This window comes from Marinobacter sp. SS5-14b, assembly GCF_030541005.1.
Taxonomy (GTDB): domain Bacteria; phylum Pseudomonadota; class Gammaproteobacteria; order Pseudomonadales; family Oleiphilaceae; genus Marinobacter.
Genome location: NZ_JASSVM010000014.1, coordinates 1 through 17166 on the forward strand (window position 1 = coordinate 1; position 17166 = coordinate 17166).

The following is a 17166-nucleotide window of genomic DNA, read 5'->3' on the forward strand; positions in this document are numbered from 1 at the left end:
CAACAGTCAGACTGTGAGGTGGGGCCATCTTCTGGAGAATGGCTTCTTTACGTTCCGGTGAATAATGGGGCATGGTTGTCCTCTGAAATATTCAGGCGACAACTACGCTGACACATAGGGAAACCTGGCTAATCTGATTTCCGCTTTGATTAGATGGGTTCGGAGGGCCTCCCTACCGTCGGAAAAACTCAGGAGAGCAGACCATGATTCATGAGACTAATGCACACACAAGCGTTTCGGAACGCCAAGATCTCATGTCTGTGGTCGCGGTTATCCGCCCATCTGAGCGGCCGACAGTGCTACCGCATGGCAGCTTAATTGAGTTCGAGAGTAGCGACATTGCGAACCCAAAGCGCCAGTCATTCGAGATTTTCCTCATGGATGCACTGAACGGCTTCGCCGATATAACGGCGCCAAACACGGACTTGAGTGTTAAAAGTAGCTCTTATTTGGACCCAGCCGCCTCTTTTGGGTTTCCGTTATTCACAGCAATTTTTCTTAAGGGTGAGGACGTAAAGGATGAGCAAATCACTCGATTCAGGGAAGCGGTGGTCGTGCTAGCTCATGAAGTCCTTGGACAGGCTTCGCTTTTTCATGCTGAGCCGGAGCCCGCTCTTGAACGGAGAGAGGTTGATTTTCTCAAAGAGAAGGCCGTCAAATATCGCGAAAAATATGGAAGCACCACTATAAAAAGTGGCTTTTATGTCCACAGCAGTTTTGAGGACCTTGAAGGAATCGCCGTTACTGGAAAGCTGCCCCCACTTCACCATACTGCACCGATTGTGGAAGAAATCGAGGGAGTAGGGAGGCTTGACGGGTTTTCACTTTCGAAGAATTCCCTTTCGCTCATACCGGACAATGACGCAGACACTTCAACGAGACCGCTGGAGTTTTTGTGTTCGCATCAGGGTTTTTTCAAGACGTTTGCTGAGGCTTACCTTAATGGCTTTCGGGTTCGATACCGTGGCTATCGGCAGGATAATGTTGGTAGTAGAAAAGTTACCCTGACACTCATTAGCCTGGATGTGTCACCTGCAGGCGACTTGTGTGGCGCGTTCAACCTGGAGTGACGGCGTTGAATTAGCTCAATACTGCTCTTACTAGAAGGTTCGGAATCATTATTCGTGCATATTCTCGGGGATTAATCTATGCAGTAGGTAGCCGCGACGACTAAAAGCGCAATCACGAGTTCGTGCCGCCGATGGATATTACCGAGTGAAGTCTCGTGGAGAATCATGCCTCCATACTCAGCACTGCGTTGATGCGAATCGCGCTTTTTGGGGGCTCGGTAGGAGCGGGAATCCAGCTGACGCTTAATGCCGGTGTCAGGATCATACTGGTTAGATACCTGAAATCCCTCTGTTTCTAAAAAGTCTTGGACATCCGGATTGTTTTGAGGAGCTAGTACAATGTATTGGTGCGAAGTAACTTGAAACAGCTTGAGCACCAGTTTTACGAGCTGACACTCTTCGGGCTGGTCCATCAAAATATGACCATTCCGGCCAACCAGATTTGGAACGGCCTTTAATGGTGGCAGTTCTACCTTTATCTCGTCCAACGGTGGGAAAGTTTTAACGCACTCCATCAGTCGGGTCCAGGCACCGTCGTCGATTCTCTTAAGAAGAAATCTCGACTGCTCATTACCATAAACCCAGGTTTGCTTTCGGGTGGCAGCGCTTCGGACTTTGAAACGCAGTTTTTTGTTTGCTGCTTCACAGAGTATTTTCAGTCTGTGCGCGTTGCCGGGCAGCAACTGAAGCATTCGCTCGGCCTCTTCGTAACTTCGGCCAAGTGCTAAAAGTCGCATGAAGCGAACAACAGACGTTGGTGTAAGTGGCTCTCGTTCCATGAAGAATTGATGTTTGAGGGAAGACTTGGGCTTGGCGACTTGCCAATCACCTACTTGAATGGCGTGCGAGAGCTGGCGGACCCGTTGACTAGATACTGGAGTGAGATGATCTGCCCAGTCTGCCAATAGGTGATTGTAGGAGCGGAAGCCTGTGGCGGGAGAGTAATGCCCCATAGCTCGGGCCAAGGCCATGGCCGCCCGACGTGATACCGAGTGATTGTCGCCCAGAATCAGTTGGCGAAGTTGGTTTGGGTTGAGTTTATTCGCCAGTACACTCGATGAGCTAGTTTCCAACCCTAACAGCACAGGCGCCAAGACATTGTAAAAAGAATGTCTGGCATGGTGCAGGCTGATCCTGGAATTACCCGTTAGTTCTTTCAATTCCTGAGTAATGAGCGATGGAATCGCGTCTTTCAGCGGAGTAACTCCGACTTTCGTGCCGATGAGGTGGCATAAGAGGGGCGCATTATCTTTCTTGCCGGCAATGCTTTCAAAGCGCGCTAGGACAGCATCGATCAACTGGTTTTCGTTTGCGGTTATTGTAAACAGTAGGGGAACGGCTCGTCGGCTATGGGGCGTTTTCAGCCCACGATGGCTGTTGTTCCGAACCAGTATCCAGTGCAGTCCGCCGGACTCGCACCAATCCCGACGCTTTAGCCCAAGTGCTTCTTGCGCTCTGAGGCCAAAACGGTAGGCCAGTAACAACACGAAGGCAGTCAAGATGGGGGCGTCTCGGTCGGGATGATTACTGTTTAGGATTCTATTTAAACACTGTAGGTATTCGTTTTCTGTGAATACGCCTGGTTTCACTGAACGATGGGCCTCTCCTAAATCAAGCTCGTCCCAGTGGGGTTCAGCGATGCCGTGTTGGCCTGCCCAACCAAAGAACTCTTTAAGTCGATCACTAAAATACTTGGGATTCCTGGAGCCTCGACTATTGAGGCGCAGCATCTCAGAGCATAAATCAGTGACCGAGTCCTGATCCTCCACTGTTAGATCGACGTCGTAGGCGAGTCCTTGGAAAGCATGGTTTAACGAGGTGAGGTAGCGACTAGGGGAGCTTTTGGCATAGGGAGAATGTTTCGCGTTAGGTTTCCCCTTGCCTTTGCGAATTCGATCAGCCAACCAATAACCGACCAGCAGAATCGAGGTACTGACTTCCAGAGAGTGCTCCTTGCTGTAACGGTCGATCCTTGCGGCTATCTCCTTCGCGTTTTTGGTCGATTTAGTGTAATCACCCAGGATCACCTCGAGGCCTTTGAAGAATGACTTGGCATTGTGTTGAAGATCAATTCCGCCGAGTTTTGGGTCCTCCCAGTGAGGAATCGATATGGATTTAAGAGAAGGGAACCAGTCTGATTCTTTCTGAGTGTCGGGAACGCAATAGATGACGCCTTCCTTTAGTCTCAGATAGTCGCATATTCCGAGACTGGTCGGCGGGCAACGTTCACTGAGAGCGGCTGCAACGGGACCAGGCAACTGAATAAGGTTAGCCTGGCTGATGAGTTCCGCTAGCTCCATTAAGACCCAGCCCAGAGTTGTATTAGTGGGCTCATTCGTCCGATTTTGGGTTTTGCTCTGAAGTAGTTCAGCGACCGGTTCCAGATGCTTGGGGCAGGGGGCCTGTTGAATGTCGACGCCCGTCTTAACGGCCATACCGTGATTAAGCAGGCTGGCTGTCTTGTAATCAATTTCGTGTCGCTGAACGGGCATCCAATAGTCTGTGGGATCGAGATGCTCATTGTATTCGAAAAAGACCTGCTTCTTATGTTGGATTAGACGGTAATTCCGCCCCTGCATGACATCTTGAAGCAGTCGGCGGTATGTAAGCCGCTTGTTAATCGCCAATAGAGCTGCGGCAATAGCGAGCGATTCCGTCTTCGAGATTTTGGACTTTTGGATAGACTGCTTGGTCTTGGAGGCCCATTGCTCGAGCGACGGCATCAGGGCAAGAGCAGAGGTGCAACGTTGCGAGAGGAGGGATCGCTCACTCTCAAATCTGGTCATTCGGCGCCGCACAAATCTTTTATGCTCGTTTTGGGACGCATCCAGGAGCTTCGTCAGTACTGAAAACCGGAGCACTGCTTGCGGATGGGGGAGTCCGTTTGGCTTCACCAGCATTAAGTTGGTCATTTGTTCTATTTTTTCTGGTGAGAGGTCGTCAACGGACTGTTCCCCGATGAACAAATCAAGCTCCTCGTGAGCTGAGCGAATGGCATCTCGAAAGGCGGCGCGTCGATTGCGAGCCCGTTTTTTATAGCCGAAAACCGACGGTTCCGAGTAGGAGGCATCACTGTTCTTTTTGACCAAAACCGGCAGTGGAGGCACAGCAGCTATGGGGATGTTGAAACCCAATCGGTCAAAGCACCGGTTGACGGCGGACTTATAGCTGATGAAGTCATCCATCCAGCATCGAGCCGACGTGTCTGCATAGGTGGCTGCGCCGCGTTCGGCGTGGCCCATCCAGCCATCGATAACCTCGTTGTCAACGCCCTCTCGTGCAAGTTGTTGTGTGTACCGATGTCGGAATAGATTGGACGGCAATGGCCACTGGAACAAGTCCTCGCCTGGCAAGCCGGTTTTTGTGATTGGGTGCCACTTTAATTCTTTGTCGAGCAAGAAAAATAGTGGAATTTCTGCTGTGGGTTCGGTCAAAAGGGATCTAATCTTGGGGGCTAGTTCCGGACGGCAGGCATCCATTCGCTCGGCAAGCTGGCCTAAATGGGAACGATATGCGGATAAAATGTCCAGCGCGCCATCGGGTAGCGGGACTAACCGGCCATTATGGAGTCCTCCATCCGCTTTGTCGTTGATATAGACAGCTGGTGGGGACTCACAAAAAGCGTCAAGGGACTCGAATGGATCCGTCAGGTATCGACTTCCGGAGGCGGCATACAGAGCCATCACGACGTACTTCGCCAAGGTATTGTGATACGCGATCAGATCACCCTGGGTCCGTGACTCATGAAGTCTTCTCGTTGCTTCATCAATGCTGGTTACCAGGGTCGATTCGATTGGATCGAGCAAGCTTCCGAGAAGATTAACCCTTGCGCCGATGTTCTCCTCTTTTTTCGCCACTGGAAGCTGAAAACCACTCTCAACAGCCCCAATATCCCAGTTCGAATACCCGCATGCCGCGGGCAGCGCTGATCGTGGGTGGGCTGATATCAGGCGAGCCAATGAGTGGTCCGAAGTGCGATTGAAGACTTGCTGAGGCAAAATATTGCCAAGTTTGCCGCTTGAAAGGCGAGGGAAATGTTTGCGTGCTACCTCGTTAAACCAGACTTCCGGGTCTTGTCCCGTTACGGAATACCAAACGTCATGCAGCGCTAGACAGTGATTTTGGGCATTCTTATGCGCCGTTTGGAGGGCCTTCCGAACCTTGGAAGGCAATTCCAAGGTTAGTTTATCTTCAAATCGCCTAATCCAGGGGAGGGCTTTTTCCTCTGGATACCATGAGCTGTGACGTCTTGGCGGGAGCCGGTGTGCCCAACGAAAGTCGGGTGAGATAGACCACTCTGACTCCGGCTTTTCGCAAATGGAAAACTCGAGCACATACGGTAGGGATCGGGATAGATGGGTGGCCAGCCAAATAGTGGCTCCCCCTAAATTTGACAAGGGACTGCTCGAACTGAGTTCGCTCTCTATCCATTCCTCCAATGCCGTGATTTCCGGAGGAAGTGCTTTCTCCCAGGACCAGGGCAGATAGTGTGACAGTTCCGCAGATTGGAGCAGTATACTTTGACCTGTCAGTCTCTGCCGCTCTGGACTCTCCTCCGGATCCACTTCAAATAGGAGCGCCTGCTCCGGATCGTCATCGGTCTCCTGTTGCTCCTGAGGCAGATCAAAATTCTGAAAAGCAACGCCCTCATAAGTTAGCGCTGAAGGTAATGCTTCTACCGTTTTCAGCCGCTCGAACGCGCATGTGATTTGGGCGGTTTCAGAGCCGGCTTCGAGTGGGTCGCATTCTCCCTGAGCGATCGCAACCACCACATTCAGGAACCGTTGTGAGCTTTGTTCGGAGTTCTGAAGTTTAAGTTGAAGAGCCGAGTGCTCCAGTGCGATCGCGAATTGGCTCAGGGTGGAGGCTTTTTGCCCTAGTAATTGATGGCAACGATCCAGGAGGCTGTCTATGGTTTTCCAATTCTTATGGTAAACCCCTTTGGTGATAAAACTGGCGGCTCTCTGGATCAGGTGATCGTGGCAGTACTGGTGGCGAACGGTTCTTTTGAGAGCCTGAAATATCAGCCAGAGGCGAAGGGCCCTCCGGAGCATATATTGAATCGAGGACTCTGCACCGTCACCAGCAAGCGGTGTGACAATCAAGTGTAATAGGAAGTGCCTCTGAGCAATATCCGCTCCCTCTTTTCTCATCCGATTGGCGGTTTGCTGTACGTTTCCGTGGTGAGGATAAGGTGGGTATTGAGTGACGATCTCAGGCGAGTTTCGGTAAATGACATTGAGCCGCTGAAGCTCTTCTACTATTGGGTCGTCGGACCATTGATTAAGTATTTCGGCCGATTCAGGGTGAGACAGTTCTTGGCTTAGGTTGCCAATAACGGTAAATCCTTCTGACATCCCAAAGGTAAGGGCTATTGCCTCAAGCGCATCAGAGATCTCTTGTTGCTGCGCCCAATTTCGGAGCACCTCTTGTCGAGAGGCAAGATGCCTTACGGTCGTTTCGGTGAGGGGCACGACCCCGTTCTTGTGCCAATCGGTTATGCCGTCTTTAGCCATAAATCTACGTCAAATCCGGTGCTTGATTTTGCTATAATCATAGCTATCATGTGGATTTGACACAAATTAGAAAAAATAAGGACATAGAACATGTACCTCAGGCTTCCTACTCATAACCCGAAGGTCGTAGGTTCGAATCCTGCCCCCGCTACCATATAAAAGAAAGGCAGATCAGTAACTTACTGATCTGCCTTTTTTGCTTTCCGGGTGGCAGATAGTTCTGTGAAGCATTTGTGCCCGCTCTCTGATAAGCAATAGGAGCTTACTTATGCCCGCTTGGCTGCAGACTCTCGTTCGCCCGCTACTGAACCTGGGGCTCATTTTCCAGATCTCCATAGGTATTGTGGCGGGCGTGCTGCTTGCTCTGTTTGCTCCGGAGGCCGCTGGGTCATTTTCACTCTTGGGGCAGCTGTTTATCTCGGCGTTGAAGGCCGTGGCGCCCATTCTGGTGTTTGTGCTGGTGGCTGCGGCGATTGCCGGTCACCGGCAGGGCCAGCCTACCCATATTCGGGGTGTTATTCTGCTCTATGTTATTGGCACTCTGTTGGCCGCCGTGGTGGCGGTTGTTGCCAGTTTTATCTTTCCCACCGAACTCTCTCTGGATTTGCAGGAAGTCAGCGGTAACCCGCCAGGCAGTATCATCGACATTCTCAAAAACTTGCTGCTCAGTGTGGTCACCAACCCGGTAAGTGCTCTGATGGATGCCAATTTCATCGCTATTCTTGCCTGGGCGATTGGCCTGGGGTTGATGCTCAGGAATTCCGCCGAATCCACCCGCGCCATGCTTAACGATTTGTCAGATGCAGTCTCGGGTATTGTTCATCTGGTCATACGCTTTGCGCCGCTGGGCATTTTTGGCCTGGTGGCCAACACACTTGCCGACACCGGAATAAGTGCGCTGCTGGATTATGGCCGTCTGCTTGGCGTGATTGTGGGCTGTATGTTGTTCGTGGCACTGGTCACCAACCCACTGATCGTCTTCCTGAAAACCCGTCAGAACCCATATCCACTGGTATTCGCTTGCTTGCGGGGTAGCGCCATTACCGCATTCTTTACACGCAGCTCTGCTGCCAACATTCCCGTGAACCTGGAGCTGAGTGAACGCCTGAAGCTGGACCCGGACACCTACTCCATTTCGATTCCGCTGGGTGCAACCATCAACATGGCCGGTGCCGCCATCACGATTTCTGTGATCACCCTGGCGGCCGCGAACACACTCGGTATTCCTGTGGACTTCCCCACCGCACTGTTGCTGTGTGTTGTGTCGTCGCTGGCGGCCTGCGGTGTTTCCGGCGTTGCCGGCGGCTCGCTTTTGCTGATTCCCCTGGCGACCAGCCTGTTCGGTATTTCCACCGACGTGGCTATGCAGGTGGTCGCTATCGGATTCGTGATCAGCGTGGTTCAGGACTCCACTGAAACCGCATTGAACTCGTCCACGGACGTGCTGTTCACTGCGGCTGCCTGTCGGGCGGCGGAGGAGCGCGCCGGATGATCAACGGTCAGGCTCGTAATCTCATTTTTATCGGCATGCCGGGCAGCGGCAAGAGCACGGTGGGGGTTCTCGTTGCCAAGCGGTTGGGGTTGGGGTTTGTTGATACCGATCTGCTCATCCAGCAGGAAGCGGGCCGCACCCTTCAGGACATTGTTGATCAGGATGGCTACGAAGCCCTGCGCCACATCGAAGAAAAAGTGTTGTTGAATCTGGATGTTCAGGGGCAGGTCATCAGTACCGGTGGCAGTGCCGTCTACAGCCACGCCGCCATGGCGCACCTCAAGGCAAACGGCACGGTGGTGTTCCTCGATATTTCTCTGGAGCTTGTGATTGAGCGAATTGGCGATTACAGCCTTCGGGGGATCTCCCGGCGCCCTGATCAGTCTCTGGCTGAGCTGTTTGAGGAGCGATTCGCTTTGTATTCGAAGTATGCAGACCTGACCATCCAGGGGGCGGGCCTGAACCAGGACCAGGTGACTGAGGCGGTTATCGAAGGGCTTTCCTGACCTGCGAATGCGATGACTCCGGTATAGTGTTGTCAATTGACGCCCGGGTGGCGCAAATTTTCAGACCTGTCTATGGAGGATGGCATGCCGACGTTCTTACACACGGCTGACTGGCAAATGGGGCGCTCATACAGCCGCTTTGAAACGGAAGACGGAGCGGCGTTGGTGGAGGCCCGGTTTGAGGCCATCGAAAAGCTGGCGCAACTGGCCAACGAACATCAGTGTGATGCGGTGCTGGTTGCCGGCGATGTGTTCGATGCGCAGACCGTGTCTGACCGCACCGTTCGTCGGGTGTTCAATGCCACCCGCGGCTTCTCCGGCCCCTGGGTCATGCTCCCCGGAAACCACGATGCGGCCCTGGCTGAAAGCGTGTGGACCCGGGCCCAGCGCCTCGGTGCGGTTCCGGAAAATGTGCACCTGGCCCTCGAGCCAGGGGTGATTACGCTGAAACCCCAGGGCCTGGCGATACTCTGCGCCCCGTTAACTCAGCGCCATACCTACGGCGATTTGACCGAAGCTTTCAGCCATTACGAAACCCCGGAATCTCTGCTCAGAATCGGGCTTGCGCACGGCAGTGTTCAGGGTCTGTTATCTGAAGATATCGATGCCACCAATCCGATTGTACCTGACCGTAGCGACGTGAGTCGGCTGGACTATCTGGCCCTGGGGGACTGGCACGGCACCAAGCAGGTCAATGACCGCACCTGGTACAGCGGGACGCCCGAGCCCGAAAGGTTCCGGAATAACGAGGCAGGTTATGCCCTGGTGGTCAGCAGCGCAGGCCCGGGTGCAAAGCCGGAGGTCACCTCGATACCAACGGGTCGTTACCAGTGGCACCAGTGGCGGGAGGCCCTTGCCGTGGAGTCGGACCTTGATCAACTGCTACAGCGGCTGGAAACCTTACCGGATCCTTCTGTGGTTGACCTTCGGCTTGAAGGTTCAATCACCCTGGCGGGTGAAGCCCGGCTACTGAGAGCACTGTCGGTAGCGGAAGCCCGGTTTCGGAGCATCCGTTGTGATCGCAGCCAGCTGCAGCTTGAGCCGACAGACGACGATATTGCCGGGTTGAAGGCCGATGGATACGTTGGTGAAGTCATCGAAAACCTGCGTGACCGGCAGCAAGGCGATCAGAGCGAAGCCGCCCGGGATGCTCTGGCCATTCTTGCAGGGTTGTTAAAAGGCCGTGAGGAGGAATCCCGCCAATGAAGCTGCAACGCATCCGCATCGAGCACCTGCGCCAGTTCCGGCAGCCCTTTGTGCTGGGTGGTCTTCAGCCCGGACTGAACCTCATTCATGGCCCCAATGAGTCCGGCAAAAGCACTTTGGTGCGGGCCATTCGTGCGGCTTTTTTTGAACGTTATCGCTCAACCGCCGTTGATGACTTGCGCCCCTGGGGTGACTCGGCCGCAGCGCCCACCATTGAGCTGGATTTTGAGCATCAGGGCCAGCTCTGGCGTCTTACCAAAAGTTTTCTGCAGAGAAAACGCTGCGATTTGACCGTCGGCACCGACAGTTACAGCGAAGACGATGCCGAAGAAAAGCTCGCAGAATTGCTGGGCTACCAGTACCCCAAAAGGGGTGTCAGCAAAGCGGAGCATTGGGGGATTCCCGGTTTGCTGTGGGTTGAGCAGGGTACCGGTCAGGATCTTGAGCAATCGGTAGAGCACGCCGGGGATCATCTGAAATCTGCGCTTAACTCGCTCGTTGGCGAGGTGGCCAGTTCCGGCGGCGATGAGCTCATTGATGCGATTAGAGCCCAGCGAGACACTCTGCTGACCGGTACAGGTAAGCCTCGGGGGGATTACCTTCAGCTGGAAAGAGACCGGGCCCAGCATCAGCAGGATATTGCTGAGCTAGGTGATCGTATTGTGGGCTATCAGGAACAGGTTGACCGGCTGGGCAAGCTGTCGCAGGACTATGAGCGCGCGCAGTCAGAGCGCCCATGGGAGGAGGCGCAGCGACAACTGGAGCAGACGCGGGCGCGTTACCAGCAGGTCGAGCGGCTGGAGCAGCAGCAGAGCCAGGAAAAAGCCACGCTTGCCCAGCTTCAGCAAAATCACCGGTTGTTACAGCAAAACAAGGAGCACCAGGACAGTCTTGGCCGGCAACTGGTCGCCCGGAAAACGGAACTGGACAAGGCGGAGAAGGAGCTCAGCCTGGCTCAACAGCAAGCCCCGGTTGTGGCTAATCGCCTGAGTGACGCAAAAGCAGCCTATGCCGCCGCAGAAAAGAAGATAAAGCTCGCGCGACTGCTGGAAACACGGGGTCGGCTTGAGGTGGACATTCAGCGCCTGGAACAGCAAGAACAGCTGTTGACCCGCAATCTGACAAAGGCTCGTGACTACCAGAATCAGGTCGATCAGGCCCGGCAGCAGCTGGGAGTAAATCGTATTGGTGCGGCCGACGTAAAACGCCTGAAGCAGGTTGCGCATCAGTTGAACGAAGCAAGTATTCGTTCAAGCACCATTGCCACGCGATTGAGCTGGCAACTGGAACCCGGCGCTGCATTGTCCCTCAACGACGAGCCCCTCGAAGGGCAGGGTGAGCAACAGCTGCTGGAAGAATCCAGCCTGAGTGTTCCGGGTGTCGGCACCCTGGTGATTGCCCCGGGTGGCGACGAGTTGGCCAGCACCCGCCGAAAGCTCAAGACTCTCCAGCAGACGTTTGATGATCAACGCACAGCCATGGGTGTGGATACCGTGGAACAGGCGGAAGACCGACTGTTGGCGTTTGAGGCGGCGGAGCAGGCACTGAAGCACGCCGAAGAGTTGCTGAATCAAGTTGCGCCATCGGGTGTGGCGTTGTTGTTGTCGAGCCAAAGTCAGGTGGAAAGCGAACTCGAGAGCGCTAAGGTTCAGCTGCAGGCAACACCCCGACCGGAGCAGGGCGAGAGCGTGCCAGCTCTCGCCGAGGCGGAGGCCGCCCTCGTCCGGGCTGGCAAGGAGTTGGACGAGGCGGAGTCGGGGGAGCGGGGCTACCAGAATGAACTATTGATCCGAAAGCAGGCCAGGGAAAATGCGAAGGCAGAGTGGCAGCGCCTGGCCGATGAAGAGCAAAGTCCTGAGCGCCAGCAACAGCTGCAAGCGTTGGCACAGGACCTCGAAAATAGCGTCAAACAAACAGTGCAACTGGAGGCCAGTCTCGATAATCGTGAGCGAGAAATCCGGGATGCCCGCCCGGACCTCCTTCTGCAGGATATTGAGCGCTACCAAAACACTATCAACACTCTTCGTCAAACCCAGGAAAGCCGGGAACGTGAACTCAGGGATATCAGAGTCAGGCTGGAGGCCTGGGGCGCTGAGGGCCTGGAAGAGCAGCTGAATGACAAACAGGCTGAGCTGGAACAGTGTAATCGCCGCTACCTGGAACTTGATCGCAGGGCCAGGGCTCTGGATCTTCTGCTGACATTGCTGACGGAAAAAAGGCAGGCACTGACACGTCGCCTGCAGGCCCCTCTGCAGAAACATCTTGATCATTATCTGTCGGTGCTGTTTCCCCAGGCTACTCTGGAGGTGGACGAACAACTCAGGCCGGGCACCTTTACCCGCGGCGCCGAGTTGGGGCAGATGAACGAATTGAGTTTTGGTGCCCGAGAGCAGATGGGGTTGATCAGCCGCCTGGCCTACGCGGATTTGTTGCGGGATGCGGGAAGGCCAACCCTGGTCATTCTCGATGACACCCTGGTGCACAGTGATCGTGGCCGCCTTGAAGATATGAAGCGCATTCTGTTCGATGCCGCCAGCCGGCACCAGATACTGCTGTTCACTTGTCATCCTGAGAAGTGGCAGGACCTTGGCGTGCCGCCGGTGGATATTCAGGCGTTGAAGGGGTAGCCGGTCTGCTACTCTTAATCATCATGCAGCGGGTTCACAACCACCGTTAATCGTCGCTATCTGGAAAGGAGTAAACCAATGACTCTCCCCGTTTTAATCGATGGTAAATGGCTGGAAGGGCAAGGTAAGGCGTTTTCATCGCTGAACCCGGCCACCGGAGAGGTGTTTTGGCAGGGGCGCGCCGCGGATTTGGAGCAGGTTGAACTGGCCGTGGCCGCGGCGAGGGAGGCAAGTATCCGTTGGGTGGCGGCAGGACTGGAGCAGCGGGTATCCGTTGCCCGGCAGTTTGCCGGGTTGCTGGGTGAACAAAAAGAAGCCGTAGCCGTGTGTATTGCGTCGGAAACCGGTAAGCCCTTGTGGGAAGCTCGCACCGAAGTGGCAGCCATGATCGGGAAGGTCGAGATCTCGGTTCGCGCCTATGACGAGCGCACAGGCCAGCGCAGCAGCGAGGTTGCCGGTGCCCGTGCCGTGCTGCGCCATAAGCCCCACGGTGTGGTGGCGGTGTTCGGCCCCTATAACTTCCCGGGACACCTGCCCAACGGCCATATAGTGCCGGCGCTGATTGCCGGTAATACGGTTATTTTCAAGCCCAGCGAGCTCACTCCCGCCGTGGCGGGAAAAATGGTAGAGCTATGGCTGCAGGCGGGTTTGCCGGCAGGGGTGTTGAATCTGCTGCAGGGCGAGAAGGAAACCGGCATCGCGCTGGCCAACCACCCGGGCATTGATGGTCTGTTCTTCACCGGAAGTTCCGAGACCGGGCACATTCTGCATAAACAGTTTGCCGGCAACCCGGGCAAGATTCTGGCGCTGGAGATGGGGGGCAATAACCCCTTGATCGTAGACCAGCCGGAGGATATTGCGGCTGCGGTTTATGAAACCCTTCAGTCGGCTTACATTACCTCCGGTCAGCGATGCACCTGTGCGCGGCGCCTGTTGGTTCCAGAGGGTAAGTGGGGCGAACACTTTATCGCAACGCTTGCCGAGGCGGTCAGGGCGATACAGGTCGGTGGAGCTTTCGATGACCCGGCGCCGTTTATGGGAAGTGTTATTTCTGAGGCCGCCGCGGCTGGCATTCTGGCCGCCCAGGATCGGTTGCTCAAACAGGGAGCATTGCCATTAGTGCCCTGCGAGAAGCTGCGGGCAGGCACCGGCCTGATGACGCCGGGTTTGATTGATGTAACATCGGCGGGGCCTGTGGTCGATGAGGAAATATTTGGCCCGCTGTTGCAGGTTATCCGTTACCGGGATTTTGATGAAGCAATCCGTCGGGCCAACGATACCCGTTTTGGGTTGGCGGCCGGCTTGTTCAGTGACAGTCAGGAACGTTTTGATGAGTTCTACAGCAGGATTCGCGCGGGTATCGTGAACTGGAACAAACAGCTGACCGGTGCTTCCAGTGCCGCGCCGTTTGGCGGCGTGGGTGCCAGCGGCAATCATCGGGCAAGTGCCTGGTATGCGGCGGATTATTGCTCGTATCCGGTTGCCGGCATGGAGACTGATCGGTTGTCTATGCCGGAAACCTTGGCGCCCGGCCTCAAGTTTAGCTGAGTTTCAGGCGCTCTTTCTCTCCTTAATGGTCAAAAAAGTGACGTTTTTTCTGGGTAAAAAATGATGCTATTCGCATCGGTTTGCGCCTCGATTTTATAGAATTTCACAAAATCGACGGAAAACCGGTGCGGAAAGCATATGAAACGCGTCATCAAAGTGTCAAAGGCATGGATTGCCGCGTTTACAGTTGGGATGTTGCTTGCAGGCTGTGGCGGAGGTGGCTCCGATGAGGCGGGCACGTCTGCTTCTGGTTCGACCTCCAGTGGTAATTCAGTGGTGGCATCAGAGGGTACCAAGGCCGCTGCGAATACTGCTGTACTGAGTTGGTCGGCACCGTCTACCCGGGTGAATGGTGACGGCATCGCCATGGGCGAGCTGGATAAGTACGTCATCCGGTATGGCCAGAGCGCTGATGATCTGAGCCGTGAAGTGGTGGTGGATAACGCTGAGTCTTATGCCGACATGTCGTACACGGTCGAGAATCTGGCTGCGGGCACCTGGTACTTTACCATCCAGGTTCAGGATACCCAGGGCCTGATTAGTGAACCGTCCGAGCCGGTCAGTAAGACTATTCAGTCCTGAATGGGTCTGCTGCAGGGTGGCCGGTTAACTCATTGGATCGGCCATTGGCAGTTTCAGAGTGAACGTGGTGCCTTCATCGAGGGTCGAGTCGACCGTGATGTCACCTTTGTGTTTTTCCACCACCGTTTTGACAAACGAAAGCCCCAGCCCTGTGCCGTGATGGCCGGCTAACTCACTGCGCCTTTGGCGGTGGTACCGGTCGAACAGGTAGGGCAGTTCGTCGGTGTCTATGCCCGAGCCTTCATCGGCAATAGCCAGGCAGGCCAGGTGCCCCGCTCGATAAACCTCAACACTGATCGTGGTGCCGGACGGGCTGTACTGAACCGCATTGGTGAGCAGATTGATCACCGCCCGCTCAAGAAGTTCTGCATTGCCTTTCAGCCATAGATCTTCAGTACCGGTCAGTTGCAGCTGGATACCCTTCTCAAGAGCCTGCTCGCACACGCTGTCTCTGGCATTTTCTACGATGGCCAGCAGCTCGCATTCGTAGAAGCGGGTTTCCGAGAGTTGCTCGGCACGGGCCAGTTGCACGAACTCCTCTGCCAGGCTGTAACTGCGCCTTGCCAGTTTTCCCAGCTGATCCAGTTGGTGTTCGTCGATATGGCCCGGCTCCCGCTTGAGTTGTTCGATCAAAGCCAGCTGAGAGACCAGTGGCGAGCGAACGTCGTGGGAAATAAAGTCGATGGCTTCCCGGTGCTGGCGCTGCTGTTCCCGCAGTTCGGAAATGTCCGAGATGTTGGCAATAATGCCAGACTGACCACTGCCGGGCAGGGCGAAGGGAGCAAAGTGTATGAGAAAGTCCTTGCCGTGAACTTTCAGGTCTACCGTGCGGCTTTCCTTGAGAGTCAGGGTTTCCGATACGGTTTCATGCCAGGGTGGGTTGTCTCTGGGGTCGTGGCCTTCCAGCAAGCTGGTCAGTGGCATGCCGCTCAGGCTGGGCATGGGTTCACGAAACCAGTCTTCAATGTGCCCATTGGTGAACCGGATGACGGCCAGCTCGTCGGTGACGATGATACCGTCCGGCATGTGCTGGAAGCTGCGTTGAATAAATGCCTGCATCTGGGTCAGGCGTTCGGTTGCCAGTTGTACTTTTTCGATGCGGGCTGAGATGTTTTCCCGGGGGTGACGCCCGGGTTGGCGATGGGTGTCGGGCTCCAGAACCAGTTGCTGGAGATAACGCTGTGTGACTTCACGGCTGAGATCGTTGTTCAGGGTCAAGCCAATCACATATCTGGAATGGCCTCGTGTCAGCGGTATCCAGCTTTGATTCAGCTGATGGACCCACCGACCGGTTTCCGGCAGGTAGGGTGCCTGTGCCAGTGTCATGCCTTTCGCTTCCAGGATCTCGTTGTCTTCAGCCAGAAACCAGCCCTCGGGCTGCAGGAATGCACGGAAGTGGGTGAGTAGTTGTGCGGGTTGTCGGTTTGCAGGTTGGGGCAGCGAAAGTTTAGGGGTGCGCGCCATGTTATCCAGCTGCCGGTTCAGAAAACGATTGGTCATGGCAAGCCTGAGGCCACTGGCAATCGGCATGGCAATCAGTGGCAGCAGCAGAGTGTGGGCGGCGGGTAAATGCAGCCTGAAAAGCAGCAGTAAAAACAGGTAGCCGGCTGTCAAAGTAAGGAACATCGACAGGCAGGCAGCTACCGTGCCCGCTGGTCGCAGCCGTGGCAGCAGCAAAGCCAAGATCATCAGAACGAGCAGGTTGATCAACGGCGACAGCCATCTGGGTGCCTCGGTAATCAGCAGCCCCTGTTGATTGGCCGAGTAGACGTTCGCGTGAAACTCCACGCCTGGCATTGGCTGGCTGAGCCCCGAAAAAGGGGTGGGCAGGATGTCCCCGAAGCCGGCGGCGGTTGCACCCACGAATACCGTTTTACCTGCGAATAGACCCTTCGGATAGGCACCTTCAATGACGCTGGCGTAAGAGATGGTTGGCAGTGTACCGGCGCCGCCTGCCAGCGGTACCCGGCGATAGTTCTCCCGGACATTGAGATAACCGGGCAGGCCTGTAGAGGTTTGTCGCACGGCGACGGTTTGATGCGCCAGGGCCAGAGTAGGCCAGAGTTGCCCCGCCAGTCCGTTGCGCAAGTATATGCCGCGCGCAACGCCGTCGCTGTCTAGCTCAATATGAGCATGGCCCATGGCCTGGGCGGCCTCAGCCAGCTGAGGGACGGGCATCTGTTCACTTATCAGCTGGTGCTGGGTGCTGGCGGAAAGATGAAGAGGGAGTACCACCTGTCCGTGGCCGCGTATGGCGTCTGCAAGCCGGGGGTCGTGCGCTGAGGGTTCCGGAAACAGGATGTCCAGTACCACCGTTTCGGCGCCGGATTCGTGCAGTTCATCAATCAAGTCGCCGTGGGTGCTTCTGGGCCAGGGCCAGCGGCCAAGCCGCCCGAGGCTGAACTCGTCAATCGCAACAATGATGACCTGACTGCTGACCGGAGCCCGCCAGTTGGTAATGGCTTTGTCGTAAATCCAGTGGTTGAGTCGTTCGGGCAGGCCGGTTAGCTGAAACAGGGCGAGGGTGCCAAGCAGCAGCAGGCCCAGGGACCAAGGTGTTGTTCTTATTGTTAACCAGTCCCTAATCATGGGCCTTGCAATCGTCGTTAGGTTTGCAGC

General features: G+C 55.3%; 9 protein-coding genes. 7 read left to right on the plus strand and 2 right to left on the minus strand.

All coding sequences use genetic code 11. The annotated features are described in order from the left end of the window. The first annotated feature begins 203 nt into the window (after positions 1-203). Positions 204-1070 (plus strand): hypothetical protein, encoded by an 867-nt coding sequence (locus tag QPL95_RS17705; RefSeq protein ID WP_303292252.1) that lies wholly within the window; start codon positions 204-206, stop codon positions 1068-1070. Positions 1071-1141: 71 nt separating this feature from the next. Here the strand turns inward: QPL95_RS17705 and QPL95_RS17710 are convergent, their stop codons facing one another. Continuing rightward, entirely contained in the window at positions 1142-6586 is a 5445-nt protein-coding gene (locus tag QPL95_RS17710) for a site-specific integrase (protein ID WP_303292253.1), read from the minus strand. A 268-nt stretch (positions 6587-6854) separates the two neighbouring features. Between QPL95_RS17710 and sstT the strand changes: the two genes are divergently transcribed. From sstT to QPL95_RS17740, 6 genes are all read left to right on the plus strand, one after another. Then, a complete protein-coding gene (gene sstT, locus QPL95_RS17715; RefSeq protein WP_303292254.1) occupies positions 6855-8078 on the plus strand; it encodes a serine/threonine transporter SstT in 1224 nt (407 codons plus the stop codon). After that, positions 8075-8584, plus strand: a complete 510-nt coding sequence (locus QPL95_RS17720; protein ID WP_303292256.1) for a shikimate kinase — start codon at positions 8075-8077, stop codon at positions 8582-8584. Before sstT ends, QPL95_RS17720 begins: the two co-directional genes overlap by 4 nt. An 84-nt stretch (positions 8585-8668) precedes the next feature. Continuing rightward, complete coding sequence (locus QPL95_RS17725; protein ID WP_303292257.1) at positions 8669-9790, plus strand: DNA repair exonuclease; 1122 nt, start codon at positions 8669-8671, stop codon at positions 9788-9790. Next, the gene (locus QPL95_RS17730; RefSeq protein WP_303292258.1) at positions 9787-12417 is read left to right on the plus strand and encodes an AAA family ATPase; all 2631 of its coding nucleotides are present in this window, start codon (positions 9787-9789) and stop codon (positions 12415-12417) included. Before QPL95_RS17725 ends, QPL95_RS17730 begins: the two co-directional genes overlap by 4 nt. A gap of 78 nt (positions 12418-12495) precedes the next feature. Continuing rightward, the gene (gene astD / locus QPL95_RS17735) at positions 12496-13965 is read left to right on the plus strand and encodes a succinylglutamate-semialdehyde dehydrogenase (protein ID WP_303292259.1); all 1470 of its coding nucleotides are present in this window, start codon (positions 12496-12498) and stop codon (positions 13963-13965) included. 138 nt (positions 13966-14103) lie between these two features. Next, on the plus strand, positions 14104-14547 hold the full coding sequence (locus QPL95_RS17740; protein WP_303292260.1) for a fibronectin type III domain-containing protein: 444 nt from the start codon (positions 14104-14106) through the stop codon (positions 14545-14547). 24 nt (positions 14548-14571) lie between these two features. On the opposite strand, the gene QPL95_RS17745 is transcribed toward QPL95_RS17740, so the two are convergent. Then, the gene (locus tag QPL95_RS17745) at positions 14572-17136 is read right to left on the minus strand and encodes a CHASE2 domain-containing protein (RefSeq protein ID WP_303292261.1); all 2565 of its coding nucleotides are present in this window, start codon (positions 17134-17136) and stop codon (positions 14572-14574) included. Positions 17137-17166: the final 30 nt, after the last annotated feature.